Here is a 25,849-nt window from a genome sequence, read left to right as displayed (position 1 = left end):
TGCCACGGCGCCCGGGTGACACTGATCCACACCGCGCACTGGTCCAGGTGAGTTTTGTCCGTGTTTTGCTCATGGATGTTCGGACCGGCGGGTGACGCTGCATAATGGCGCTCCGTGGACCCCTGTGAAGTCGTGGTTGCCGTCGACCTCGGTGGAACCCGGATGAAGTGCGGCCTGGTCGCCGCCGACGGTGCCCTGCTGCACCGCGAGACCAGGCCTACTCCCCGGGACGCTGGGGGCCGTGCCGTGCTCGACGCGCTGCTGGAGACCGTCGTCGAGCTCAGCCAGAAGGCGACCGCCGACGGGCACCGCGTGCGCGCGATCGGCGTCGTCGTGCCCGGCGTCATCGACGCCGAACACGGAACGGTCGGCGCCGAGAACCTGGAATGGGTCGCGACCCCGGTGCTGGCCGAGCTGAAAGCTGCGATCAGCGACGACGTGCCGATCGTCCTCGCCCACGACGTCCGCGCCGGCGGGTACGCCGAGCTGCGCCACGGCGCCCTGGCCGGTACGACGAACTCGATGTTCCTGCCGCTCGGCACCGGGATCGCCGCCGCGATGATCGTCGACGGGTCCCTGGTCAGCGGCGACGGGTACGCCGGTGAGCTCGGTCACTCGAAGTTCATCTACGGCGACACGGCCGAGCTGTGCGCCTGCGGTCAGTGGGGCTGCCTCGAGACGGTCGCCTCCGCCGCCGCGCTGGCCAGGCGGTACACCGCCCGCACCGGACGGACCGTGGACGGCGCCCGCGAGGTCATGGAGCTGCTCGCGGCCGGAGACCCGGACGCGGAGAAGGTCTGGCAGGACGCGTTGGCGGCTCTGATCGACGCTCTGGTCCTCTACACGACCCTGGTCGCACCGACCCGCATCGCGATCGGCGGCGGCCTCGTAGGCGCCGGTGAGACTCTGCTCCAGCCGCTGCGTGAGGGCGTGCACGCGCGCCTGACGTTCCAGCGCGAGCCCGAGATCGTGGCCGCGGTGCTGGGCGAGGAGGCGGGCATGCTGGGCGCCGCGCAGATGGCTTGGGACAGCGTTACCGCCGACGAGGAGGAGACGGCATGACGACGTACCGCGTGGGCCGGTTGGTCACGCCGGACGACGTCCTCGAGAACGCCTGGATCCAGGTGGTCGACGAGGACATCCACGCCTTCGGCCGCCGGTCCGAGGGGATGCCCGCGGACGGCAGGCGCCCGGAGGACCTGGGCGACGTCACCGTCGTACCGGGGTTCGTCGACATCCACACGCATGGCGGCGGCGGGTCGTCGTACTCGACCACCGATCCGGAGGAGGCGCGCAAGGTCGCGGCCTTCCACGCCAAGCACGGTACGACGACCACGCTGGCCAGCCTGGTCTCGGCACCGCTCGACGTCATCGTCTCGCAGACAGCGTGCCTCGCGGAGCTGGTCGCCGACGGCGTGATCGCCGGCGTCCACCTGGAAGGGCCGTTCCTGTCCAAGGCGCGCTGTGGTGCGCACGACCCGGCGCTGCTCCGGCCGCCGCTGAAGGACGACGTCGCGATGGTGCTCGGCGACGCGGTCAGAATGGTGACGATCGCACCGGAGCTCGAGAACGGGCTGGAAGCGATCCGCCAGATCGGCGACGCGGGCAAGGTCGCCGCGCTCGGGCACACTGACGCGACGTACGAACAGATGGTCGCCGGTGTGGACGCCGGAGCGACCGTGGCGACGCACCTGTTCAACGGGATGCGGCCGTTCCACCACCGCGATCCGGGCCCGGTCGGCGCCGCGCTCAACGATCAGCGGCTGCTGCTCGAGGTGATCAACGACGGCATGCACCTGGACCCGCAGGTTGTCCGCGTCGCCCTCGCGGCCGCCGGGGTGAACCGGATCGCGCTGATCACCGATGCGATGGCGGCCGCCGGGATGCCGGACGGCCGGTACCAGCTCGGCGATCTTGCCGTTGACGTCACCAACGGTCTGGTGACACTTGCCGAGGGCACCCACTCGATCGCCGGCAGCACCCTCACGATGGATGTTGCCTACCGCAACGCCGTCAAGGCCGGGGTGTCGCTGGTGGACGCGTCGCGGATGGCCTCCACGACCCCGGCGCAGCACTTCGGCTGGTACGACGTGGGCTCGATCGAGACCGGGAAGCGGGCGGACCTGGTCCTGCTCGACGACGAGTACACCGTCCAGGAAGTCATGCGGGCCGGGTCGTGGCTGGACTGATCGGGACCGTCACGCTCAACCTTGCGTTGGACGTGACCTACGAGGTCGACGAACTGCAGGTCGGCGGGAGCCACCGCGTCGACCGGATCCGTCGGCGGGCCGGCGGCAAGGGCGTGAACGTCGCGCGGGTCGCTGCCGCGCTCGGGCATCAGGTGCTGGTGCTCGGGTTCGTCGGCGGCGTGACGGGGGAGCTGGTCGCCGAGGAACTGTTCGACGCCGGGCTGACCGCGCTGCTCACGCCGATCGCCGGTGAGACTCGCCGTACCGTTGCCATTGTCAACGATGTGGACGGGGACGCGACGATCTTCAACGAGGCCGGCCCGACGGTGAGTGCCGACGAGTGGCGGGCGTTCCTGGATCGGATGCCGTGGGGGCGGATGGGCGTGCTCGCGTGTTCGGGCAGCCTGCCGCCGGGATTGCCGCCCGATGCGTACGCCGAGCTCGCGGTGCGGGCGCGGCATCACGACGTACTGTCGGTGATCGATACCGGTGGTGATGCGTTGAAGGCCGCGGCTCGTGCCGGCGCGGTGGTGCGGGCGAATGCGTCCGAGTTGCGTGCTGCCGTGGGTGAGGTGGTGGAGGTCGAGGAGGGCGCGTCGGAGCTGGTTGCGCTCGGTGCGTCCGCTGCGGTCATCACCGACGGACCGCGCGGGATGGTTGCCGCCAGCAAGAAAGGCGTCTGGCGGGCGCTGCCGGTCGAGACTGTCAGCGGGAACCCGACCGGCGCAGGCGACGCGTGTACGGCGGTCGTCGCGGCAGCCGTTGCGGAATCGCCCGAGCCCGACTGGTCCGTCGTGCTCAAGTCGGCTGTTGCCGCGTCCGCCGCAGCAGTGTTGACACCCGTTGCCGGAGACATCGATCTGCCCGCCTACCGCCGCTGGCAACCGCAAGTCGTCGTTAACTAGAAGGAGTTCTCATGCCGTTGGTTTCCGGGGCCGAGGTTGTGTTGGCTGCGGCCAAGGCCGGTCGTGGTGTCGGCGCGTTCAACGTGATCCAGCTGGAGCACGCGACCGCGTTGATCGCCGGCGCCGAGCAAGTGGGTGCGCCGGTGATCCTGCAGATCAGTGAGAACGCGGTGAAGTACCACGGCGCGCTCAAGCCGATCGGGCTCGGCACACTGGCGGCCGCGGCGGCCGCGACGGTGCCGGTCGTCGTACACCTGGATCACGCGATGGACCGGGACCTGGTCACCGAGGCGGTCGCGCTCGGGTTCACGTCGGTGATGTACGACGCCTCCAAGCTCGAGTACGCCGACAACGTGGCGGCGACGACCGAGGTGGTTGCGTACTGCCACGACCACGGGGTCTTCGTGGAGGCCGAGATCGGCGAGGTCGGCGGCAAGGACGGCGTCCACGCACCCGGCGCCCGCACCCGACCCGATGAAGCACTCGCCTTCGCGGAGGCCACCGGTGTCGACGCACTGGCGGTCGCGGTCGGCTCGAGTCACGCCATGACCGAGCGCACCGCGACCCTCGACTTCGAGCTCATCACGCAACTCCGCGAGGCTGTCCCGGTGCCGTTGGTCCTGCACGGCTCGTCCGGGGTCGCCGATCCGGACCTGACCCGGGCCGTCGAGGCCGGCATGACCAAGGTCAACATCGCCACCCACCTCAACAACGTCTTCACCGCCGTCGTTCGCGAGGTACTCGCCGAGAACCCGAAGCTGGTCGACACGAGGAAGTACCTCGGCCCGGCCCGCGACGCGGTGGCGACGGAAGTCGCGCGACTGCTGGGTGTGCTGAGGGCGACGGGCTAGATCCCGGCGGCGCCTCGGATCCAGTGCGCGCGCAGGTCGTCGCGGGCGACCTGGACCTGCTCGCGGGTGGCCGGATCGGGCACCTCGAAATCGTCGATCAGCCGGGTGAGCGCCATCTCCACAGCCGCGACCAGTGCGTCCTCCTCGGACAGGTCGGACTCGGCCACCCCGCGCAGCCCGGCCGCGAGCGCGGTCAGCCCGGCCAGCTCCTGGTCGGTGAACCGCACCCGGATCTCGGTCCTGCTGTCCACGCCGCCTCCTCAGTTGGTTGCTACAGTCATGGTGCAGTGCAACGATCATGTTGCACAAGAGTGAGGGGTCGGGATGACCGTGGCGGTGGACGAGACGCTGCGTACGGCGACCATCGCCGTCCTGGGCGAGCACGGCTGGGCCGGCGTGACGCTGGAGCGGGTCGCGGAGCAGGTCGGCCGGTCCCGGGTCACGCTCTGGCGGCAGGGCCTGACCGTCGAGGCGCTGCTGGACTCCCTGCTGGACGCGCTGGCCGCCGACTACCGAGACACGATGTGGCCGGTGCTGGCCGGCTCCGGGACCGGTCGCGAGGGCCTGATCCGCGCCATCGAGGCGCTGTTCGACGTGATCGACCGTCATCTCCCGCTGATGTTGTCGTCGGACCTGGTGTTCCACCAGGAACAGGCGCGCAACGGGCCGGTGTCGTTCCTGGATCCGTTCGAGCGGTTCCTCCGCGACGGCGAGGCGGACGGCACGCTGCATCCGCATGGCCGGGTCAGCGACGTGGCCGAGGTGCTGATGGTCTCGGCGGCCTTCACCTATGTGCACATGCGCGGCCGGCACCACTGGTCCCGGTCGCGGGCCCGGCGCCTGACCCTCGACCTGGTACTCCGCGGCGTACTGGAGGCGTGAAACATGGCCGTTGCATAAATGGCAACGAGCATGTTTCACTGACGGCATCATCTTCTCTGGAGGAGACCGCCATGACACTTCCGTACGCCGAACCGTTGACCAGACTGGACCCGCCGCCGCGGGTGATCCCGGAGCCGCCGCGGGTCGGTGAGCCAGGTGGTGATCCGTGTGGGCTGTGCGAATGGCTGGCCGGCAACAAGCCCGAGCACGAGGGGCCGCTGTGGAGCGACGACAACTGGGCGCTGTGCCGGGCCACCGGCGTGACGATTCCCGGTGTGGTCTGGCTGGCCAGCCGTGGTCACTACGACAGCTTCGCCGACCTCCCCGACGGGCACGCGACGAGCTACGGGCCGGTCGTCGCCCGGATCGAGCGGGCGATTCTCGCGCTCGGCGACATCGCGCGGGTGCACGTCTATCGTTGGGGCGACGGTTCGGCCCACTTCCACGTGTGGTTCTACCCCCGGCCGCTGGGCATGCTCGAGGCCAAACGGGAGATGCTGCCGCTGTGGGCCGATCTGATGCCCGAGGCGCCCAAGGAGGTCGTCGCCGATGCCGAGGCCAAGATTGCCGCGGCTCTGGCGGCGGGGATCTGACATGACCGTGCCTGACCCCGGGCCGCCAGGCGCGGCACAACCAGGGCCGCGCCGCTCCGCCGCCGGCGGGTCCAGCGCCGACGCGCCCCAGGCTGGGCTGGCGCGGCGGTTGGGGGTCGGGGATGCGGTGGTCATCGGGCTGGGGTCGATGGTTGGCGCCGGTGTCTTCGCTGTCTGGTCGCCGGCCGCGCAGGCGGCCGGCTCGTGGTTACTCCTCGGCCTGGCGATCGCGGCTGTTGTTGCCTACTGCAACGCAGCCTCGTCGGCGCAGCTCGCGGCGGTGTACCCGGTCTCGGGCGGCACCTACATCTACGGCCGCGAACGCCTGGGGGAGTGGTGGGGCTTCGCCGCCGGCTGGTGCTTCGTCATCGGGAAGACGGCGTCGTGTGCCGCGATGGCGCTGACGTTCGCGACGTACGCGACAGATGTCGGCTGGTTGCGGCGGTTGATCGCGTTGGCGGCCGTCATCGCTCTGGCTGCCGTCAACTACCGGGGAGTGACCAGGACGGCACGCCTCACGCGGATTCTCGTCACCTGCACGCTCATTGTGCTCGCTGTGGTGCTCGTCGTGCTCTTCGCAGGTGAGCCGCAACATCACACGTCAGCCAGCACCTCGGTGTACGGCGTTCTGCAATCGGCCGGGCTGCTGTTCTTCGCGTTCGCCGGGTATGCGCGGATCGCGACCATGGGTGAGGAGGTCCGCGAACCGGCCAGAACGATTCCGCGAGCAATCACCGTGGCCGTTGTCATTGCTATCGGCATCTATCTGCTCGTTGCCCTTGCCTTGTTACGGACCGGCGACCCCGCGTCGACCACGGCGCCCCTCGCGTCCGCGGTCGACGGGGTCGGTGCGGCCTGGGCGACACCGATCGTCCGGATCGGCGCCGCGCTCGCCAGCCTCGGCGCCCTGCTGGCCTTGATCGCCGGCATCGGCCGCACCACGCTCGCCATGGCCCGCAACCAGGACCTCCCGACCTGGCTGGCCGCCGTACATCCCCGCTACCAGGTGCCGCACCACGCCGAGCTCGCGCTCGCCGCGGTCGTCGGTGTACTGGTGCTCACCACCGATCTGCGCGGCGTGATCGGCTTCTCGTCGTTCGGCGTTCTGCTGTACTACGCGATTGCGAACGCGTCCGCCTTCACCCAGCCGGCCGACCAGCGTCGCTGGCCCCGCGCCGTCAACGTGATCGGCCTGACCGGCTGCGTCGTACTCGCGGTGACTCTTCCGTGGACGTCCGCGGTCGTGGCTGCCGCGCTCCTCGCGGCAGCCCTTCTCGTACGACGGTTCAGGACAGGTCGCGCCGGATCCGCCAGAAACTGAACCCGCCCAGCGCGAACGCCACCAGCAGGAACAACCCGAATTCCCGCCACTGCAGGTCCCAGAACTTGTCCGCGGTGTAGTACCGGACATGTTGCCGGTACCCCTCATCGGCGAGCCGCTGGAAGCAGGCGGTCCGGTCGGCGTCGCTGTTCGGCTCCTGTGCCAGGCCGGGCGGCGGAGCCGGCGCGCACTTGATGACCCAGTCGGGCAGCGTGCTCAAAGCCTTGCCCGACTTGTCCACGGTGTCGTCGGACAGCTTGTAGGCACCGACCGCTCCGGTTGCGACCTCCAGCTCCTTCACCGTCGGATTCGGCCCGTCCCCGGTGAGCCCGAAGCCCCGCACGTTCTCCGCGTTCGCGACGATGTACTTGTCCGTCGGCGCCAGCAGATGCGGCCGGATCAGCGACGGCGTGATGATCTGTATCAGGATCACGGCTGCCAGCGTGACCGCGAGAGACACGACGGTACGACGGATCACGAGGCCCAGCGCGACGCCGAGGGCGAACGCGAACGCGGCGTACCCGATCGGGACCAGGCCGCGGGCGGCGAAGACCGGCGGGAACATCCGGGGCAGGTAGGTGTTCGAGTCCTGTCCGGCGTTGATCGCCTTGTCGATCGGGTCGGCCCACCAGGTCACCGCGAGGCTCAATAGCCCGGTGATCGCGATCGCTGCGCCACCGGTCACCCCGAGCTTGGTCGCGAGCCAGCGGCGGCGGCCGATGCTCTGACTCCACACCAGCCGGTGGGTGCCGGTCTCCAACTCGCGCGCGACCAGCGGTGCGCCCCAGAACGCCCCGATCACCGGCGGCGTGACGTACAGGAGGGCCTGCCCGGCGATGTACAGGAAGGGATTGAAGCGCTGGAAGCCGAGGCTCTCGATGAACGAGCCGGCCAGTCGCCGGTAGTCGTCGGCGAGGCCCGGGCCGGTGATGGCGAGGGTGATGCCGGCCGCGACGATCACCGTCGCGACGACCAGGAACTGCACGCGGAACTGTCGCCAGGTCAACCAGATCATCGCTGCACCTCCAGAACTGGGCGCTCCGGCTGGACGTCGCGGCCCATGTAGGCCAGCACCAGGTCCTCGAGCGTGAGTTGGGTGACCGTCCAGGCCGGATCGTGAATCGGCTGCTCGGTCCGGATCAGGTACGTCGACTGCCGGTCGGTGTGGCTGGCGGTCACGACGAACTGGTCCCGCGGCAGGTCCTTCGGATCGCGGCGCGGACCGGTCAACCGGTAGTGCGTTGCCAGCAGGGTGTCGATCTCGCCGCTGACCTGCACCCGCGAGTCGACGAGCACGATCACGTAGTCGCAGGCACGCTCGACATCGGAGACCAGATGCGAGGACAGTACGACGCTGAGCTCCTGCTCCGCGACCGCCTCCATCAGGTCCTGCAGGAACTCGCGCCGGGCCAGCGGATCGAGCGCCGCGACGGGTTCGTCGAGGACCAGCAGCTCGGGTCGCTTCGCCAGACCGAGCGTGAGCGCGAGCTGCGCCCGCTGACCACCGGACAGCTTGCCCGCCCGCTGCTTCGGATCCAGCTTCAGGTGCTGGACCCGCTGCTGTGCAAGGGATTCGTCCCACGCCGGATTCAGCCGTCGCCCGAGCCGCAGGTGGTCCTCGATACTCAACCGTGCGTACGTCGGTGTGTCCTGAGCGACGTACCCGACCTTCGCCTGCTGCGCTCCGGCCGGAGCCCCCAGCACCTCAACGGTCCCCGCACTGGGCGTCAGCATTCCCACGGCCAGATTCAGCAACGTGCTCTTACCGGCCCCGTTAGGCCCGACCAGCCCCACCACATGCCCAGCCGGAACCACCAAATCACAATCGGTCAGCGCCCAGCGCCGGCCATACTTCTTCCCCAGCCCGTGGGCCTGCAGAACTGTGTTCACGCTATGTCCTCCTGAGCGGCGGACCGAAAGGTTGTCAGGAACAACGCCTCGATGCTCTCGTCGTCGAGGCCGGCCTTGCGGGCCTTGGCGAGCCAGCGGCGGAGGTCCTGGCGGAGCGGACCGTGCGCGGCGAGCGTGTTGTCGGTGAGGGTGCGGGTGACGAACGTGCCGCGGCCCGGCCGGGCCTGGACCAGGCCCTCGTGTTCGAGTTCGCGGTACGCCTTGAGCACGGTGTTCGGGTTGATGGCCAGCGCCGCCACGACGTCCTTCACGGTCGGCAGCTGGTCACCCTCCAGCAGCAGTCCGAGCCGCAACGCGTTCCGGACCTGCTGAACGATCTGCTGGTACGGCGAGACCCCCGACCGGCCGTCCAGATGGAACTCGATCATCCATAACCCCATTCATCTAGGTAACTAGCACTATAGGGGTATGACGCAAACGCTCGTCAAGGGCGGGGAGCGATCAGCGGATCGCGGCGTACCGGCGGAGGGCCTCGGCGCGGGCCTCGCCATGGTCGACGACCTGGGCCGGGTAGGCGCCGGCGCCGTACCGCCAGGGCTCGTGCGCCGTCTTGCCGTCGAGGTGCCGCAGCTCGGGGATCCAGCGCCGGACGTACTCGCCGTCGGGGTCGAACTTCTGGCCCTGGCTGACCGGGTTGAAGATCCGGAAGTACGGCGCCGCGTCGGCGCCGCAGCCGGCCACCCACTGCCAGTTGAGCGAGTTCGACGCGAGATCGCCGTCGCGCAACGACCGCATGAACCAGCGGGCGCCGAACCGCCAATGCACGTGGAGGTCCTTGACCAGGAACGACGCGACGACCATCCGCACCCGGTTGTGCATGAAGCCGGTCTCGGCCAGCTGCCGCATCCCGGCATCCACGATCGGGAACCCGGTCCGGCCCGCGCACCACGCGTCGAACAGCTCGCCCGGTTCGTCGTACTGCATCTTGTCGAACTCCGAGCGCAGCGGCTTCCATGCGGCGTGCGGGTGGCGTGCGAGGAGGTCCGCGCAGAACTCGCGCCACCCCAGCTCACGCCGGTACGCCTCCGCGCCGGCGCTGCGATTGCGCGCGAGATCGACGAGCATCGTCCGCGGGTGGATCTCGCCGTACTTCAACGGGATCGACATCCGCGACGTGCTGTCCAGGTCGGGCCGGTCCCGCTCGTCGTCGTACGCCGCAACGTCATCGAGGTACGCCTGCCAGTGCTTGAGCGCCGCCTGCTCACCCGCTCCCTCGGCCGACAGCAGTTCCTCGCTGGCGGCTTTCACCCACGTCACGTCGGCCGGCGCCTCAACCGGCTGGCGCCAGCCGTGTGCCAGCCATGCGTTGAAGTACGGCGTGAACACCTGGTACGAGCGCCCTTGCTGATTCAGCACCCGACCCGGCGCCACGGCGTACGGCGATCCCGTCCGCATCAGCGGACACTTCAATGAGGCTTCAACTTCTTGATCGCGCTGCTGTCCGTAGGGCCCGTAGTCCGCGCTGACATGCACACTCGCCGCCCCGATCTCGTCCGCGACAGCCGGTACGACGGTCGCCGGATCACCCCGCCGTACGACGAGCCGTCCGCCCATCGACTCGGAGAGACTGCGCAGAGACGACGCGAGGTAGTCCCGGCGCGGATCGCCCGAACGCTCCCAGAGCAACGGATCCACCACGAACACGCCGAGAACCCGGCCGTCACCCGCCGCGACGGCGTCGAGCAGGGCCGGATTGTCCGCCAGCCGAAGGTCCCGGCGGAACCACATCACCGCTGTCATCGTGCTCATCATCCGCCGGTACCCAGCAGCGATTCGGTAAGGGTTGCCTCAATAGGTGAGAATGGTTGTCGTGAGCGAGCTGATCGATACCACCGAGATGTACCTGCGGACCGTCTACGAGCTGGAAGAAGAGGGCATCCTCCCTCTCCGGGCACGGATTGCCGAACGCCTGCACCAGTCCGGTCCGACGGTCAGTCAGACGGTTGCGCGGATGGAGCGCGACGGTCTGATCAAGGTGGAGGGCGACCGCCATCTGGAGCTCACCGACGTCGGCCGCAAGCAGGCCGTCCGGGTGATGCGCAAGCACCGCCTCGCGGAGCGTCTGCTGGTCGATGTGATCGGGCTCGAGTGGGAGGACGTGCACGCCGAGGCCTGCCGCTGGGAGCACGTGATGAGCGACGCGGTCGAGCTGCGGCTGCTGAAGATCCTCGACAACCCGACCGAGTCGCCGTACGGCAACCCGATCCCGGGTCTGGAGGAGCTGCAGACCAGCGGTATCGCGAGCGACATCGAGGACTTCCGGATCGGTGTCGAGCCGCTCGACCAGGTCCTCGACCAGTCCACCGGCGAGAGCGTGCGGGTGCTCGTCCGCCGGATCGCCGAGCCGGTGCAGACCGACGACGGCGCGATGGCCGTACTGCGCAAGGCCGGCGCGCTGCCCGGTCGCGAGGTCGACTCGACGATGGACGCCGACGGCGTACTGGTCGGCAGCCGCGAAGCCGGCGGCGTGATCAGCGACGAAACCGCCGGCCACATCTTCGTGAGCCGGGTGTAGGTCAACTCTGCGTTAACGCTGAGCACCCGGCGAAGTACGCCGGGTCGTCAGCCGGTAGCGTCGGTCCGCGATGTCTGAGAACCCTGTTGATTGGCCGCAGTACCTGCGGGAGTTTCATACCGCCACCCCCGGCAGCACGGAAGCGCTGTTGTCACGGGCAGTGGCCGGCGACCACACGCCGTACCGGTGGCTGGTCCGTGCCGTGTCGGGCGAGGCCCGGCGGGTGCTCGACCTGGCCTGCGGCAACGGGCCGGTGGCGCGTGAGCTGTACGGGCGCTGGGTGGTCGGTGTCGACAACAACCCGGCCCAGCTCGCCGGCGCGCCCGGTCCGAAGATCCAGGCCGACGCGCTGCACCTGCCGTTCGCGAACGAGGTCTTCGACGTCGTCACCTGCTCGATGGGCCTGATGGTCCTCCAGCCGCTTCCCGACGTACTCGCGGAGGCGGCCCGGGTACTGCGGCGGGGCGGCGTCCTGGCGGCCATCGTGCCCGCCGTACGGCCGCTGCGGCGCGGGGACATCCGCACGCTGAGCGGTCTGACCACGCGGTTGCGGTCGACGCCGCAGTTCCCGGCCGGCGGCGAGATCACCGAGTTGAAGGACCAGCTCCATCACGCCGGGTTCGACGTGATGGAGAGCCAGCGCGAGCGGTACGTGTACATGATCCGCAGCCGCGACGACGCGATGCGACTCGTCAACGCGCTCTACCTCCCGGGTACGCCGGACGTCCGCCGCGACACCGCCGCCGGATGGCTCGCGGATCGCGCCGAATCGAAGGACGGCCTCGAGGTCGCGATCCCGATCCGCCGCATCACCGCGATGCGCACGAAGGTCGCTTTGACCATCTCCTGAGCGCTGAGGTCCGCTTGAGGCCCGCGGTCGGTACGGTGTGCTTGTGAGTGCGCTGCGCTGGTCCGTCCGGACGCTCGATCGAGCGCTCGACGGCGAGACGGTCTACCGCGAGCTGCTGGCCGCCGAACCGGTCGCGTTCTGGCTCGACGGCAGCCTGACCGACCGCGCGCCGCGGCGGGTCTCCGTCCTCGGTACGTCGCTCGGCGCTGAGGTCATCGTCCGGGATGTTGCCGACGGCGACATCTTCGCCGAGCTTCAGGACCTGCTGGCCGCGCGGGCCGCCGAGCCGCCGCCGGAGCTGGCCGGGCTGTTCTGCGGCGGGTACGTCGGGTACTTCGGGTACGAGCTGAAGGCACTCACCGGCGGCCGGGCCGCGCACGAGTCGCCGACGCCGGACGCGCTCTGGATCTGGGCGAACCGGTTCATCGTCATCGACCACGATCACCACCGGACCTACCTCGTCGCGGTCGACGAGCCCGGTGCCGGAGAGGACTGGCTGGACCGGGCCGAGCAGGCCGCCACCGATTGGTGGATGGGCAGCCTCGACACCCCGGCGATCGCCACGCTCGACCTCGAGGCACATCTCGAGCAGGACCGGGCGACGTACCTGGCCGGCATCGCGTGTTGTCTGGAGGAGCTCGAGGCCGGTCAGACGTACGAGGTCAACCTGACGAACCGCGTCCGGCTGCCGGCCGTGCAGGACCCGTTCGAGTTCTTCCGCTGGCAACGCTCCGCGAACCCGGCGCCGTACGCCGCCTTCCTCCGGTACGGCGATCTCGCGGTGGCGAGCTCCTCGCCGGAGCGGTTCCTGACCGTGGACGCGGACGGCTGGGCCGAGTGCCGGCCGATCAAGGGGACCGCGCCGCGTGATCTCGACCCCGCGCAGGACCAGCTCGCGGCGAAGGCGCTGGCCGAGGACGACAAGACCCGGGCCGAGAACCTGATGATCGTCGACCTGATCCGCAACGACCTCGGCCGGGTGAGCGTGCCGGGGACGGTGACCGTGCCGCAGCTGATGCAGGTCGAGAGCTACCGGACGATGCACCAGTTGGTGACGACGGTCCGCGGCCGGTTGCGGGACGGGCTGACCGCGGTCGACGCGGTCCGGGCGTGCTTCCCGCCGGGGTCGATGACGGGTGCGCCGAAGATCCGCACGATGGAGATCATCGACGAGCTCGAGTGGAGCGCACGCGGGGTGTACTCCGGCGCGCTCGGCTACCTGTCCCTGGACGGGCGGGCGGATCTGAGCGTGGTGATCCGGACGGCGGTGCTGACTCCGGACGAGACTGTGATCGGGGCAGGGGGTGCGATCGTGCTGGATTCCGACGCGGTCGCGGAGTACGAAGAAATGGTGCTGAAAGCAACGGCAGCCGTCGGCCGGGCCGGTCGCGGGTGAAGGGTGGGGGAGATGAGTGGTCTGCTGGTGGCGGATTCGTTCCTGGTTGCCAATGGCAAGGTCCGGGGACTGGAGCTGCACCGGGAACGGTTCGTCCGGTCGTGCGCCGCGGCGGGGGTCGCCGCGGAGCGGTTCTGGGACGAGCAGGCCGGGCGGTTGCCCGGGTTCGGTCGGTGGTTCCCGCGGTACGAGCTGCAGGCGTCGGGTGAGCTCGCCGTCCAGCTGCGGCCGGCGCCGCCGATCGGCGGCCGGGTGCGGGTCGCCGTACACGAAGGTCCGGATCCGCGGACCGCGCCGCGGGTCAAAGGCCCGGACCTGGAGTTGCTCGGCAAGCTGAAGGAGTCGGCGCCTGATCGCGCGGACGAGATCCTGCTCCTCGACGCCGACGGGACGGTGCTCGAGGCGGCGTACTCGGCGGTCGCGTGGTGGGAGGACGACACCCTCTGCTTCCCGCAGTCCGACCGGCCGCTGCTCGCTTCGGTGACCGCACAGCTTCTGCGCCGGATCGCCGCCGCTCAGGGTGTCGAGGTCTCCGAGCGGGCCGTCACACCGCAGGATCTGCAGAACGCGACCGAGGCGTGGCTGGTGAACGCTCTGCACGGCATCCGGCCGATCCACGCGTGGGGTGCCTCCGCCATCGACCCGCTGCCCAACTCCCACTCCGCCGTCTGGCAGTCCCACCTGGAATCCCTGGCGACCCGCCTGCCCTAGGTGCACGCTCGACAGGACGTATACGTCTACTGCCCGTCCCTCTACGCCTGAGCTTCTCGGGAAACTGCCGTCAGTCCTGGACACCTCCTGTCGAGCCTGCACAGGTCTCTTGTAAATGTGATATCACTTTGCTACCTTTGCGCTATTCGAGCAAGGGAGCGTGTGATGGTGGATGTCGCGGTGGAGATGCCGGCGCCGAAGGTGACCGAGCGGGCCGGCCGGGATCTGAACGGCTGGCCGATGGGGCTGCTGGCCTTCGTGTTGCTGGTCGCCGGGGTGTCCGGTGTCATCATTGGCGCCACCCACGACCGGGGTCCGCAGGTGGTGGGTGGGATCGCGGTGTTCGTGGTCGGCGTGATCGTCGCCGCCGGGCTGACCGCGGTCTCGCCGGGCCGGGCGCGGGTGCTGCAGATCCTCGGGCGGTACTCCGGGACCGTGCGCACCAACGGTCTCCGCTGGGTGAACCCGATCTCCTCGCGGCGTGAGGTCTCGACCCGGATCCGCAACCACGAGACGGCCGTTGCCAAGGTCAACGATGCCGACGGCAACCCGATCGAGATCGCGGCGGTGGTGGTCTGGCAGGTCGAGGACACCGCGCAGGCGATGTTCGAGGTGGACGACTTCGTCGAGTTCGTCGCGATCCAGACCGAGACCGCGGTCCGGCACATCGCCAACAGCTATCCGTACGACGTCCACACCGACGACGGCGTGTTGTCGCTGCGGGACAGCACGGACGAGATCACCGAGAAGTTGTCGGCAGAGATCGGCGCGCGGGTTCACGCGGCCGGCGTACATGTGATCGAATCGCGGATCACGCACCTCGCGTATGCGCCGGAGATCGCGCAGGCGATGTTGCGGCGCCAGCAGGCGGGTGCGGTCGTGGCGGCTCGGCAGCGGATCGTCGAAGGTGCGGTCGGCATGGTCGAGCTGGCGCTGGACCGGCTGTCCGAGCACGAGGTTGTCGAGCTGGACGAGGAGCGGAAGGCGGCGATGGTCAGCAATCTGATGGTGGTGCTGTGCGGCGACCGTGACGCCCAGCCGGTGGTCAACGCCGGCACGCTCTACCAGTGAGTGGTCGTCTGCCGTGGCTGTCGAACGCAAGAAGATCCTGCTCCGGCTGGATCCCGTGGTGCACGACGCGCTGGCCCGCTGGGCGGCCGACGACCTGCGCAGCACCAACGCACAGATCGAGTACCTGCTCCGCCGAGCCCTGGCCGACGCCGGCCGTCTCCCCAGCGGCGTAGGCAAACCCCGCCGCCCGGGCCGCCCTCCCAAGGAGGAAAACAATGAGTAGAAAGCACGCAACGATCGCCGGAGGCGAACAGCCGGGGCTGCGGCCCGGCGCGCGGGGAATGGCCGGTGTCACCCGGTGGACCGCCTTCGGCGGCCTGCGCAGCGCGGACGGCGCCCGCGGCGCGGGGAGTGTGGGCGCGGCCCGAGGGCCCAGGGGGCCGGCTGGGCCGGCTGGTGCCGGGATCGGCTCCAGGGCAGCCGCGCGATCGACTCGGAAGGTAGTTGCCCTTGGCAACCTACAGGTTCCGGACTCGTTGGCGGGCAGGCTCTTCCTGTTGTCCTGCGACCCGCAACGGCAGCGGTTGGTCGGTCGGGCGAAGGTTGGGAAGGTGCTTCGGGCGGCGGTGTTGGTGGATCTGCAGTTGGCGGGGAATCTTGTTGATGACGGTGGGCGGGCTCGGGTGACGACGGTGCCGGCTCCGACTGACCCCGTGTTGGCGGGAGTGCTTGAGGAGGTGCGGGCGGCAGGCCCGCGGCGGTGGCGGCATTGGATTGAGCGGCGGCCTGGGGCGACGGTACGCCGGGTGCGCGACGAGCTCGACCGGGCGCGGCTGATCAAGGTCGAGCCGCATCGCATCCTCGGGATCATCCCGGCGGACCGCATCACCGTCCGCCACCCACTGATGCGCAGGCAGCTCCTGCAGGCCGCACACGACACCCTGCGCGCCTCCCGGCTCGTCTCACGGGTAGACCTCCGCGACGCGTCGATCGTCGTACTCGCGTCCACCGCGGACCTGCGCACGATCGTCACCAAGGAGCAGCGGATCCGCCACAAGGACCGCCTGGCGCAGCTCGCGGTCCGCGTCGGCCCCGTCGTGCCGGCTCTGAAGAAGGCGATCCAGCAGGCGCAATCCTCGGCCGGTGGGTGAACCGGCCAGGCGCTACGGTTCGTTACTCAACTAAAGAACCAAGCTACCTGCCCCTCGCTTCGCTCGGGGCTGGGATATGGGGAAGGGGGTGGGGTTGTGTTCGACGATCGGAGTCCGATCTATCTGCAGATCGCGGAGCAGATCAAGAACGACATCGTGACCGGTGCGCTGGCCGAGGACGAGCAGGTGATGTCGACCAACCAGTACGCCGCCTTCTACCGGATCAACCCGGCCACCGCGGCGAAGGGGTTCGCGCAGCTGGTCGACGAGGGCGTGCTGTACAAGAAGCGCGGTATCGGCATGTTCGTCTCCCCGAACGCCCGCGACCTGCTCCGCACCGGCCGCCGAGACTCGTTCTTCGCCGACGTCGTCGACCCGATGATCCGCGAAGCCAAGGCGATCGGCATCCCCTTGAAGGACATCCTCCAGCACATTCGTACCTACGGAGACGCCTGATGACCACCGCCCTGACGGTCAGGACCGAGAACCTCTCGGTGAGGTTTGCCGGGGTGCCGGCGTTGGATCGGCTTGATCTGCGGCTGGCGCCCGGGAAGATTCACGGGCTGCTCGGCCGGAACGGATCCGGGAAGAGTACGCTCGCCGCGGTCCTGGCCGGGTTCTGCCGGCCGGACGAGGGTCGCGTGCTGATCGAGGGCGGCGACCTTGGTACGGCGCAGGAGCCGTACGAGAACGCCGTCGTCACCAGCCGCGTGTGCCTGATCCGCGAGTCCGGCGACCGCCCCGACGCCGTGCAGGTCAAACAAGCGATCGGTCTCGCCGCGGCGCTGCGCCCGTACTGGGACGCCGACCTTGCCGGCGACCTGCTGGACCGCTTCGAAGTACCGCTGAACAAGAAGATCCAGAAGCTCTCCCGCGGTAAGAAGTCCGCGCTCGGCGTGGTCCTCGGCCTCGCCAGCCGGGCTCCGCTGACGATCTTCGACGAGAGCTACCTCGGCATGGACGTCCCCTCGCGGAACCTGTTCTACGACGCACTGCTCGCCGACTACACCGAAGTACCGCGCACGTTCGTGCTGTCGACCCACCTGGTCAGCGAGGTCAGCGCGATGCTCGAGGAGGTCGTCATCCTCGACAACGGCCGCCTCGTCACGCAGTCCCCGGTGGACTCGCTACGCGGCCGCGGCGCTTCGATCGTCGGACCGGCCGCGGCCGTGGACAAGTTCACCGCCGGCTTCACCGTGCTTGCGGAGGAGCGGCTGGGCGGCACCAAGTCCACCACGATCCTGGGCGACCTCGACCCGGCGCTGCTCGCGCAGGCGACCGCAGCCGGACTGGAGATCGGTCCTGTCGGCCTGCAGGACCTCTTCGTCCACCTGACAGGAGCCCGCTCATGACCACCACAGTCGAGGCGACGCTTCCGCTTGAAGCATCCGATTGGCGCCGGCTGAAGACGGTGTTGTTGTCGATGGCGGTGGGCATGCGGCAGATGCTCGTCGGCTATTGGATCGTAATGATCGTTGCGTTCCTGGTCATCGGGCTCGTCATCCAGCTCGCGACCAGCGGCGTCACCAGCAGCATGTGGGACTACGGCACCCAGTCGCCGAAGTACTTCTCGCTGGCGATCGGCGTGACGCTCACCCCGGCGTACCTGGCGCTGCTGGTTGCGCACGGCGTCACCCGGCGGATGTATGCGGTTGCCTCAGGCATCTACCTGACCGGCGCCGCGGCGGCAACGTCGATCGTGTGGGTGCTGGCCTACCAGGTGGAGCACGCGCTCTACGCGTGGCAGGGCTGGCCCGACAAGCTGACCAACCCGCACCTGTTCACCAGTACCTCGCAGGTCGGCCTGGTCTTCGCCGAGTTCTTCCTGCTGATCCTGTCCCACGAGGTGACGGGCTGGTTGCTCGGCATCACGTTCGTCCGCCTCGGCTTCTGGCGCGGTCTGCTGATGCTGCCGCTGGCGTTGATCCCGGCGGTGGCCGCCGAGTTCCTGCTCGTCGCGCAATGGCTCGCCGACGTCCTCACCAACGCCGGATATCACCGGCCACCACTCGCCGTCGCCGTACCGTCCGTCCTCGTGGTCAGTGCGCTGGGCGTGTACGCCGGGTATCGCCTTCTGCAACCGATGGCACTCAAACCCGCTAAGGGCTAAGACACGTTATGCACAGGGGGTGTGCATAACCGGGACAGTTTCTGTGGATGGATGCGTGATCACTGTGGACGACCAAAACTGTTGTCAGGAAAGGCTTGTGCGACCCCCGCTGAAGAGCGTAGAAATGTCGACACGCCGCTTCGGACTGGAGCGGTGGGTCGATCGGAAACCGAGGGCCCTCGCGGTGGGGATCCCCACCGAGGTAGACCGGTGACGGGGTCTGCCGGCCTCCACGGACCCGTATCGGGAAGCTGGAGACGTCACCTTCCTTCAGCTGGTGCGGGCCCCTCCGACTCATACTCGGAGGGGCCCGCCTTCTTGAACTCGCCGGTGCCGAAAAGGGCAGAAATGAAGAACCCCGAGGTCGCGAACGACCTCGGGGTTCTTGCGTACCGAGCTCTCAGCGGAGTGTGATTCTCAGTTCGGTATGAGAGCCCTTCGCCGGCACCTGGACCTCGGTCCCGCGGGCAGTGGTGACGAGCTTGTACTGCGCTGCGTGCCCGTCGACCGACACACTCTTCACCTTCGCGCCGGACGGGAGTACGGCGCCGACCGTGAGCGTCGCGCCGACGCCCTTCGCGGTCACATCGGTCAACAACGCCTTACCTGTAAGGCGTGCGGACACATCGACCGACCCGCGACCGACCCGGATGTTGCTACCGGCCACCTTCGGCTGTCCGGCCGGAATCTGCGGCACCACGGAGATCTTGCCGTGTCCGAGGTCGGGGTCGACGCCGAGCTGCTGGTGGATCACCGGCCAGAGGATGCCGTACGCGCCCCACGCCTGCAGCGCCATCGAGCGGTCGTAGAACGGCCGGCCGATGTTCGCCGCGGAATCCGGTGACGGAGCGATCTCCGGCATCGCGCCGGGGGTCTCCCAGACCGACGGGTCGAGCTGGATCCGGGCGTTGCCGGTGGTGTAGGCCTGCTGCTGCGTCGCGCCCATCCGACCGAAGTTGCCTTCCGCAACGGCCATGATCGACGTGTTCAGACCGAAGATGCTGCGTTCACTCTTCACCTGCGACACCACCGGATCGCACGTTGCGCCGGGGTTGCCGGCCGGGTCCGACGTCGCGCCGGTGCCGGTGTGGAACAGACCGAATTCGCCTGTGTAGCAAGCCGTTTCGCGCTGGTCCAGCGCGATGTTCGCGTGCGCCGTCGAGGCGAGCGGCGAGGCCGTCTGCCCCGACCGGTTCAGGATCGCCTCCATCGGCGTGACACCGATCCAGTGCCGCTGGAAGATCGGCGTGTTGTCGTTCGCCGGGTTGGCCGGGTCGTCGATCGAGTCGGCGTACCCCTTGGCCTGCGGCACCCACCATTGCGCATCGAAGCGGGACTCGAGGTCGTTCGCGCGGGTGGTCGCCCACTGCTGCACCTTCGTGTCGTGCTTCGACGCGGCCAGGTCGGCGAGGTCGGTCAGACCTCGGATCAGGTAGACGGTGTTGTCCAGCTTCTCCACGCCCATCCCGGTGCGCTCGACGTTGCCGAGACCCTCCGGCCAGCCGTCGCCGTCCTTGTCCAGCTCGCGGTACACGTACTGCAGGTTCCGCACGCTGAAGTCGTACATGTCGTCGCGGAACTTGTTGTCGCCCGTCCACCGCCACAGCAGCGCGACCGTGCTCGGGAACTTCACCGTCTCGTCGGTGTTGCCCGCGCTCTGGTTCGAGCCGAAGTACACCGAACCGGTCGGGGTGACTTCGTGCGCGACCTTGCCGCTGCGGTTGTTCAGGAGGTCGCTGACGTCGCGCAGCGCCTTGAGGTGGTCCTTGACGGTGTCGAACTGGCCGGCTGCGACCGCGGCGAACGCGGTGTACTCACCATCGGTCGCGAACAGCCACGGATAGTCCGGGAACCCGGCGCCGAACCAGCGCGCGGTCTGGACGGTCCCGACCGGTGCCGGGTAGTCCTTGCCCTCGTTGACGTCGCGGATCTGCAGGTTGTGCGCTTCCTGCACCGAGTCGGCGAGGTTCTGTTTGCTCCACTCGACGCTCTGCTGCAGCAGCCGGTCACCAGGAAGGTCCACTGCGGACTGCGCGTCGATCTGCTGCCGGGCGGAGGTCTTTGCCCGCAGCAACTTCTCCGGGTTGCTCAGTGCCTTGCCGTACTCGCGTTGCGCGGCCTGGCTGCCCTGGTCCGATCCGGCCACCGCGAACCAGATCGTCTTCGGCTGACCCGCCGACAGCTTCACGTCGTACTTGAGCCGGCCGCCGGTGCCCTTGCCGACGAGAGAGTCGTCGCACCGCGCGGGCGTCGTACCGTCCTTGGGGCAGATCACCGCGGGGTCCTGCGGGCCGCGATAGTTCGCCCCGAGCTCGTTGCCCGTCGGACGCAGGGACGATCCGACGAACGCGGCATAGTCGTGAGCGGTCGCGTTCGGGTACGTCGGTGTGCCCTGCTCGCGGAACCTGAGCGCGCCGTTGACGTAGTCGCCGGTGTCCGGCAGGTTCGCGTCGGCGGCGCCCGGGGCGGTCCAGTCCCACGGGTAGGACTGCATCAGCTCGGAGTGCGCGTCCACGTCGAGCTTGACCGTCTTCGCCGTACTCGAGCTGAGCGTGAGGCCGACCAGCGTCGCGCGGACCCCGTCGGGGACGAAGTCGGTACGGCGTACGTTGACCGAGCCGGAGTAGTCGATCCGGCTGTAGCCCTGGCCGCTGGTGTACTTCGCGGCGGCGACGTCCTTGCCGAGCCAGTTGCCGTCGAGGCCGAACCAGATGCCGTCGAGCAGCTTGATCGGCTGGGTCCAGAAGCCGCCCATCTCGCCGCGGATGTGCCAGCCGGAGGCGGGGTAGAGGCCCGTCTCGTCGCCCATCGCGTAGGCACGGTCGCCGACGACGAGCGATCGCCGGTCGGCGAGGCGAGTGGTCTCGGACAGCTCGGAAGATCCGGCCGAGGCCGTCGTGGCGCCGGTCGATCGTGTGGCCGGGCCCGCGGTGGACGACGGACCGGCGAGTGCCGACGCCGTGCCGGCGAGGACGGTCGCGGCGGCGAGCAGGGCGATCCCGGCGGTCCGGCGTACCGGTCTGCGGCGGGGTGGCGGGGAGCTACTGCGGTTGGTCGGATAGGGAGTCATGGCGGTTCCTCCTTCTCGCGGCGCCGGGGGACAGCGCCGGGGATCAGCCAGGGGCCGAGCTGCCCCTGATCACCAGTTCTGGCTGCAGCAAGCGTTCGGTTGGGGTGCCGTCGGGCGCGCCGGTGAGGATCTTGATCAGCTCGCCGGCGATCTCGTCCATCGGTTGCCGGAGGCTGGTCAGGCCGGGGGAGACGACGTCGGCGAGGGGCGAGTCGTCGAAGCCGGTGACGCCGACCTGGTGGCCGGCGGTGAGGCCGCGACGGGTGAGCTCGCGGAGTGCGCCGAGCGCGAGAACGTCGCTCAGGGCAACGATCCCGTCGATCTCGCGGCCGGCGTCGAGCAGAGCTGCGGTGACTCGGGCGCCTTCGTCGAGGCTGTCCTCGCGACAACGCACGGACAGTCCGCTGATCGGCAGGCCGAGTCTCTTGCATTCGTCACGCCAACCGCCCGCGCGATCCTCGGCCAGACCGGACGCCTTCGGCCAGCCCAGGAAGGCGATCCGGCGGCGGCCGGTCTCGTACAGGTGCCGGACCGCGAGCGCGGAACCGGCCGCGCCGTCGACGTCCACCCACGGACCCGGCTGCGTGGTCTGCTTCCACACCCGGCCGAAGCTGACGAACGGGATGCCCTGCTCCTTCAACCAGCCGTGCCGCGGATCGTGCGTCTCGGTCTGCGACAGCACGAACCCGTCGACGAGCCGGCGAGCATGCAGATCGTCGTACGTCGGCATGCCGTCGACGCCGGGCGGCGCCGTGAACAGCAGGATGTGCCGGCCGGTGCGCTCGGCGGCGGCGCAGAGTGCGTGCAGGAACTGGTCCATCACGAGATGGGTCTGGTTCGGCCAGTTCGGAACGCAGTACCCGATCAACTCGACCGCGCTGGTCCGCAGACTGCGGGCGTTACGATTGGGCCGGTAGTTGAGCAGTTCGATCGATTTGTTGACGCGTTCGAGCGTGTCCGCCCGAAGCCGGTGCGGGGCGTTGAGGGCGTTCGACACCGTCTGCACCGACACCTCGGCGTGGGCGGCGACCTGCTTGAGCGTGGCCACGCGACCTCCCACGGACGTTTTGAACGTTAAAAACATCCGCAGTCTGCCCCGGGCCGTCCAAAGCTGTCAACGGTTCAGAGCGGCGGCGGCCCCTGCCGGACGATCGCCAGCGTCTCCTCGACGCCCATCGGCGCGATCCACCGCCCCCACCACGCGGCCCCCGCCTCAGCGAACGCCGCCGGCTCACCCCCGCTCACCTTCACCTCGCGCGCGCCCTCCTCCAACAGGCGAACGACATCATCAGGAGTGATCTGCTGCGACGCGTCCGTGCTCCCCTTGTAAGCGCAAGACCCGTCCCACCGAAGAATCCTCCGCCGCACGGCAGGCACCAACATGTTGCCGCCCACCCAGATCGGGATCCGAGGCTCCTGCACCGGCCGAGCCGTCAACTGCACGTCCTCCAAGCGGTAGTGCTTCCCGTCGAAGCTGATCCGCTCCCCGCTCCACAGCAGGTCGATCAGCTCCAGCCCTTCGTCGAGCATCTCCGCCAAGACCTTCGGGCTCTTCCCCTCCATGAACGGATCGCCCGGATCCCCGATCCCGGCCCCCAGCACCATTCGTCCGTCGGACAGGTGGTCCAACGCCACAGCCTCCGCCGCCACCTTCCACGGTCGGCGCCGGGGGAGCGGCGTCACCGTCGTACCGATCCGGATCCGCTCGGTCGCCACCGCCATCGCCGCCAGGCAGATCCACGGGTCCCACGTCGGCTGGGACGCGTCGCCCTGGTAGACGAGGTAGTCCTCCAGGAACAACGCGTCCCAGCCGGAGTCCTCCACCGCGCGGGCAAGCTCAGCCAGCCCACGCGGATCCCGCCCCGCACCCACAGCCCCGACCGTCACCGAGAACTTCATGCCGGCGACGCTAGCCGCGCCCGCCGACAACCCCGGGGCGGATCCCCAGGCCATCACAATGGCTGCCTTCGCCGGTGGTGCCGCCTGACGAGCGTCTGGGCGCCTGATTGTGATGGCCTGGGGATCCGCAGTCAGGCGGTATGCCCGCCGTCGACGGTCAGTTCGGTGCCCGTGATGAAGGCGGCGTCAGGCCCGGCCAGGTAGGCGACAGCGGCGGCGATCTCGGTGGAGTCGCCGAAGCGGTCGATTGCCAGGTTGGCGCGCTGGACGCCGGCGAAAGGGCCGTCGGCGGGATTCATGTCGGTGTTGATCGGTCCGGGCTGGATGACGTTCGAGGTGATGCGGCGCGGCCCGAGCTCGCGGGCCAGCGCCTTGCTGAGCCCGGTGACAGCGGACTTGCTCATCGCGTACAGCGTCATCCCCGGAGTCGTGACCCGGCCCGCGGCGCAGCTGCCGAGGTGGATGAGACGTCCACCGTCGGACAGCAGCGGTACCGCGGCCTGCGTCGCCGCGTACACCCCACGCACGTTGACCGCGAGCACCCGGTCCACATCGGCGAGGGTGAGATCAGCGATCGGCGCGATCGCGCCCACGCCGGCGTTGTTCACCAGAATGTCCAACCCACCAAGGGATTCCGCAGCCCGTCGTACGCCGTCGCCGACCGCGACCGCGTCCGCTGCGTCGACCGCGAGGGCAACGGCACGCCGCCCGAGGCTCTCGATCTCCTTCACCACTGTTGCCGCCGCATCCGCGGACGCGTTGTAGGTGATCACGACGTCGGCGCCCTTCTCCGCCAGCGCGATCGCGGTGGCCGCGCCGATCCCGCGGCTGCCACCTGTCACCATTGCCTTCTTGCCAAGCAGTTCGTTCATGCCGACAAGTCCACGCGAGCCGCGACGGTGAAGCTGGCGAGAATCCGACACCGGATCGTCGCGTCGCAAAACCGCGACCTGGCCCACCTCCATGTCGTAAAACCGCTAGCGACTGTCGGTGGCGGCAGGGATGCTGGAGGACGTGTACGAGTGCAGGGAGCGATGTGTCCGGGCCGTCCAGTCGAAGGACGCGCGGTTCGACGGGTGGTTCTTCACGGCCGTCCTGACCACGAAGATCTATTGCCGGCCGAGCTGCCCGGTGGTGCCGCCGAAGGTCGAGAACATGCGGTTCTACCCGAGTGCGGCCGCGGCGCAGCAGGCCGGATTCCGCGCCTGCAAGCGGTGCCGTCCGGACGCCAGCCCGGGCTCCCCGGAGTGGAACGACCGCGCCGACCTGGTGGCCCGCGCGATGCGCCTGATCGCCGACGGCGTCGTCGACCGCGACGGCGTGCCGGGGCTGGCTGGTCAGCTCGGGTACAGCGTGCGGCAGGTGCAGCGGCAACTCCTGGCCGAGCTCGGCGCCGGGCCGCTCGCGCTCGCACGGGCGCAGCGGGCCCAGACCGCGCGCCTGCTGATCGAGACGAGCAGCCTGCAGATGGCGGATGTCGCGTTCGCCGCCGGGTTCTCGAGTGTGCGGACGTTCAACGAGACCGTGCAGGAGGTCTTCGCGCTGTCCCCGACCGAGCTGCGCCGCCGCGCCCGCCGGGGTACGACGACTGTCGCGCCGGGCACGATCTCGCTGCGTCTCCCGTTCCGCGCTCCGTTGACGCCGGACAACCTGTTCGGTCACCTGATCGCGACCGGCGTGCCAGGGGTGGAGGAGTGGCGCGACGGCCACTACCGCCGCACGCTGCGACTCCCGCACGGTCACGGCGTGGTCGCGTTGCGGCCGATGCCCGACCACATCGCGTGTCAGCTCTCGCTCACCGATCAGCGCGATCTCGCGATCGCGATCAGCCGTTGCCGGCGGATGCTCGACCTCGACGCGGATCCGATCGCGGTCGACGACCTGCTCAGCGAGGATCCGGTCCTCGCACCGTTGATCGTGAAGGCGCCGGGACGCCGGGTTCCGCACACGGTCGACGGCGAGGAGTTCGCCGTACGCGCTGTGCTCGGTCAGCAGGTGTCGACCGCGGCCGCCCGGACGCACGGTCATCGGCTGGTGCTGCAGCACGGTGAGCCGATCGAGGACGCGACCGGCGGGCTGACGCATCTGTTCCCGACGATGCAGGCGCTGGCCGGGCTCGATCCGGAGACGCTGGCGTTTCCGAAGTCCCGGCGTACGACGTTGACGACACTGATCCGGACCCTGGCCGACGGGGAGATCGATCTCGGCGCCGGTGCGGACTGGAATCGGGCCCGCGAGCAACTCGCGGCGCTGCCGGGGATCGGGCCGTGGACGGTCGAGTCGATCGCGATGCGCGCGCTCGGCGACCCGGATGCCTTTGTGGCCAGTGATTTAGGTATCCGCTACGCCGCCCGTGATCTAGGCTTGCCCGAGGCCCCCAAACTCCTGACCGACCACGCCCGCGCGTGGCGGCCTTGGCGTGCGTACGCCGTCCAGTACCTGTGGGCCACCGGTGACCACGCGATCAACAAGATTCCGGAGTAA

Annotated in this window: 27 protein-coding genes; 18 read left to right on the top strand and 9 right to left on the bottom strand. The window is 69.2% G+C overall.

Annotated features, from left to right (window positions below):
• Positions 1-114 precede the first annotated feature (114 nt).
• The 4 genes from EV645_RS07225 to EV645_RS07210 are packed head-to-tail and all read left to right on the top strand — an operon-like array spanning position 115 to position 3,945.
• Complete coding sequence (locus tag EV645_RS07225) at positions 115-1,062, top strand: ROK family protein (RefSeq protein WP_242000256.1); 948 nt, start codon at positions 115-117, stop codon at positions 1,060-1,062.
• Entirely contained in the window at positions 1,059-2,189 is a 1,131-nt protein-coding gene (gene nagA, locus EV645_RS07220) for an N-acetylglucosamine-6-phosphate deacetylase (RefSeq protein WP_130440971.1), read from the top strand. The genes EV645_RS07225 and nagA overlap by 4 nt, the downstream gene beginning before the upstream one ends.
• On the top strand, positions 2,177-3,094 hold the full coding sequence (locus tag EV645_RS07215) for a 1-phosphofructokinase family hexose kinase (RefSeq protein WP_198681502.1): 918 nt from the start codon (positions 2,177-2,179) through the stop codon (positions 3,092-3,094). The genes nagA and EV645_RS07215 overlap by 13 nt, the downstream gene beginning before the upstream one ends.
• Positions 3,095-3,105: 11 nt before the next feature.
• Positions 3,106-3,945 carry a class II fructose-bisphosphate aldolase gene (locus tag EV645_RS07210; RefSeq protein WP_130440969.1) on the top strand — a complete coding sequence of 280 codons (840 nt, stop codon included), beginning with the start codon at positions 3,106-3,108 and terminating at the stop codon, positions 3,943-3,945.
• On the opposite strand, the gene EV645_RS07205 is transcribed toward EV645_RS07210, so the two are convergent.
• Positions 3,942-4,196, bottom strand: a complete 255-nt coding sequence (locus EV645_RS07205) for a hypothetical protein (RefSeq protein WP_130440967.1) — start codon at positions 4,194-4,196, stop codon at positions 3,942-3,944. The genes EV645_RS07210 and EV645_RS07205 overlap by 4 nt on opposite strands.
• A 73-nt stretch (positions 4,197-4,269) precedes the next feature.
• Here EV645_RS07205 and EV645_RS07200 point away from each other — a divergent pair, with 73 nt between their 5' ends.
• From EV645_RS07200 to EV645_RS07190, 3 genes are all read left to right on the top strand, one after another.
• Positions 4,270-4,827 (top strand): hypothetical protein, encoded by a 558-nt coding sequence (locus EV645_RS07200; protein ID WP_130440965.1) that lies wholly within the window; start codon positions 4,270-4,272, stop codon positions 4,825-4,827.
• Positions 4,828-4,898: 71 nt separating this feature from the next.
• Positions 4,899-5,420, top strand: a complete 522-nt coding sequence (locus EV645_RS07195; RefSeq protein ID WP_130440963.1) for a hypothetical protein — start codon at positions 4,899-4,901, stop codon at positions 5,418-5,420.
• A gap of 1 nt (position 5,421) precedes the next feature.
• Positions 5,422-6,741, top strand: a complete 1,320-nt coding sequence (locus tag EV645_RS07190; protein ID WP_130440961.1) for an APC family permease — start codon at positions 5,422-5,424, stop codon at positions 6,739-6,741.
• Here the strand turns inward: EV645_RS07190 and EV645_RS07185 are convergent.
• From EV645_RS07185 to EV645_RS07170, 4 genes are all read right to left on the bottom strand, one after another.
• Positions 6,707-7,756 carry an ABC transporter permease subunit gene (locus EV645_RS07185; protein WP_130440959.1) on the bottom strand — a complete coding sequence of 350 codons (1,050 nt, stop codon included), beginning with the start codon at positions 7,754-7,756 and terminating at the stop codon, positions 6,707-6,709. The genes EV645_RS07190 and EV645_RS07185 overlap by 35 nt on opposite strands.
• Complete coding sequence (locus tag EV645_RS07180) at positions 7,753-8,631, bottom strand: ABC transporter ATP-binding protein (protein ID WP_130440957.1); 879 nt, start codon at positions 8,629-8,631, stop codon at positions 7,753-7,755. The genes EV645_RS07185 and EV645_RS07180 overlap by 4 nt, the downstream gene beginning before the upstream one ends.
• Positions 8,628-9,020: a GntR family transcriptional regulator gene (locus tag EV645_RS07175; RefSeq protein ID WP_198681501.1), complete on the bottom strand. Its 393-nt coding sequence runs from the start codon at positions 9,018-9,020 to the stop codon at positions 8,628-8,630. The genes EV645_RS07180 and EV645_RS07175 overlap by 4 nt, the downstream gene beginning before the upstream one ends.
• Before the next feature lie 73 nt (positions 9,021-9,093).
• Positions 9,094-10,392: a cryptochrome/photolyase family protein gene (locus EV645_RS07170; protein WP_130440953.1), complete on the bottom strand. Its 1,299-nt coding sequence runs from the start codon at positions 10,390-10,392 to the stop codon at positions 9,094-9,096.
• A gap of 61 nt (positions 10,393-10,453) precedes the next feature.
• On the opposite strand from EV645_RS07170, the gene EV645_RS07165 reads away from it, so the two are divergent.
• The 10 genes from EV645_RS07165 to EV645_RS07120 all read left to right on the top strand — a co-directional run bounded on the left by EV645_RS07165 (position 10,454) and on the right by EV645_RS07120 (position 18,396).
• Positions 10,454-11,167 (top strand): iron-dependent transcriptional repressor DtxR, encoded by a 714-nt coding sequence (locus EV645_RS07165; protein WP_130443599.1) that lies wholly within the window; start codon positions 10,454-10,456, stop codon positions 11,165-11,167.
• 70 nt (positions 11,168-11,237) lie between these two features.
• The gene (locus EV645_RS07160) at positions 11,238-12,017 is read left to right on the top strand and encodes a class I SAM-dependent methyltransferase (protein ID WP_130440951.1); all 780 of its coding nucleotides are present in this window, start codon (positions 11,238-11,240) and stop codon (positions 12,015-12,017) included.
• A 43-nt stretch (positions 12,018-12,060) separates the two neighbouring features.
• Positions 12,061-13,413, top strand: a complete 1,353-nt coding sequence (gene pabB / locus EV645_RS07155) for an aminodeoxychorismate synthase component I (RefSeq protein WP_130440949.1) — start codon at positions 12,061-12,063, stop codon at positions 13,411-13,413.
• A gap of 12 nt (positions 13,414-13,425) precedes the next feature.
• Positions 13,426-14,124: an aminotransferase class IV gene (locus tag EV645_RS07150; RefSeq protein WP_130440947.1), complete on the top strand. Its 699-nt coding sequence runs from the start codon at positions 13,426-13,428 to the stop codon at positions 14,122-14,124.
• Between the two features lie 165 nt (positions 14,125-14,289).
• Positions 14,290-15,195, top strand: coding sequence for an SPFH domain-containing protein (locus EV645_RS07145; protein WP_130440945.1), 906 nt, complete (start codon positions 14,290-14,292; stop codon positions 15,193-15,195).
• A gap of 13 nt (positions 15,196-15,208) precedes the next feature.
• A complete protein-coding gene (locus tag EV645_RS07140) occupies positions 15,209-15,418 on the top strand; it encodes a type II toxin-antitoxin system antitoxin (protein ID WP_130440943.1) in 210 nt (69 codons plus the stop codon).
• Entirely contained in the window at positions 15,411-16,286 is an 876-nt protein-coding gene (locus tag EV645_RS07135) for a GOLPH3/VPS74 family protein (RefSeq protein WP_130440941.1), read from the top strand. Before EV645_RS07140 ends, EV645_RS07135 begins: the two co-directional genes overlap by 8 nt.
• Positions 16,287-16,382: 96 nt before the next feature.
• Positions 16,383-16,742, top strand: a complete 360-nt coding sequence (locus tag EV645_RS07130; RefSeq protein ID WP_130440939.1) for a GntR family transcriptional regulator — start codon at positions 16,383-16,385, stop codon at positions 16,740-16,742.
• Positions 16,742-17,638 (top strand): ATP-binding cassette domain-containing protein, encoded by an 897-nt coding sequence (locus EV645_RS07125; protein WP_130440937.1) that lies wholly within the window; start codon positions 16,742-16,744, stop codon positions 17,636-17,638. Before EV645_RS07130 ends, EV645_RS07125 begins: the two co-directional genes overlap by 1 nt.
• Complete coding sequence (locus EV645_RS07120) at positions 17,635-18,396, top strand: hypothetical protein (RefSeq protein ID WP_130440935.1); 762 nt, start codon at positions 17,635-17,637, stop codon at positions 18,394-18,396. The genes EV645_RS07125 and EV645_RS07120 overlap by 4 nt, the downstream gene beginning before the upstream one ends.
• Before the next feature lie 400 nt (positions 18,397-18,796).
• On the opposite strand, the gene EV645_RS07115 is transcribed toward EV645_RS07120, so the two are convergent.
• The 4 genes from EV645_RS07115 to EV645_RS07100 form a co-directional block, all read right to left on the bottom strand.
• Positions 18,797-21,466, bottom strand: coding sequence for a glucosidase family protein (locus EV645_RS07115; RefSeq protein ID WP_242000254.1), 2,670 nt, complete (start codon positions 21,464-21,466; stop codon positions 18,797-18,799).
• Between the two features lie 43 nt (positions 21,467-21,509).
• The gene (locus EV645_RS07110) at positions 21,510-22,514 is read right to left on the bottom strand and encodes a LacI family DNA-binding transcriptional regulator (protein WP_130440933.1); all 1,005 of its coding nucleotides are present in this window, start codon (positions 22,512-22,514) and stop codon (positions 21,510-21,512) included.
• Between the two features lie 74 nt (positions 22,515-22,588).
• Complete coding sequence (locus tag EV645_RS07105) at positions 22,589-23,365, bottom strand: LLM class flavin-dependent oxidoreductase (RefSeq protein ID WP_130440931.1); 777 nt, start codon at positions 23,363-23,365, stop codon at positions 22,589-22,591.
• Between the two features lie 131 nt (positions 23,366-23,496).
• Positions 23,497-24,237 (bottom strand): SDR family NAD(P)-dependent oxidoreductase, encoded by a 741-nt coding sequence (locus tag EV645_RS07100; protein ID WP_130440929.1) that lies wholly within the window; start codon positions 24,235-24,237, stop codon positions 23,497-23,499.
• Between the two features lie 118 nt (positions 24,238-24,355).
• On the opposite strand from EV645_RS07100, the gene EV645_RS07095 reads away from it, so the two are divergent.
• Positions 24,356-25,849 carry an AlkA N-terminal domain-containing protein gene (locus tag EV645_RS07095; RefSeq protein ID WP_277876984.1) on the top strand — a complete coding sequence of 498 codons (1,494 nt, stop codon included), beginning with the start codon at positions 24,356-24,358 and terminating at the stop codon, positions 25,847-25,849.

Origin of the sequence: Kribbella rubisoli (genome assembly GCF_004217145.1) — a bacterium.
GTDB lineage: Bacteria > Actinomycetota > Actinomycetes > Propionibacteriales > Kribbellaceae > Kribbella > Kribbella rubisoli.
The sequence above is the reverse complement of the archived record's forward strand: the minus strand, read 5'-3'. Positions and strand labels throughout refer to the sequence as shown.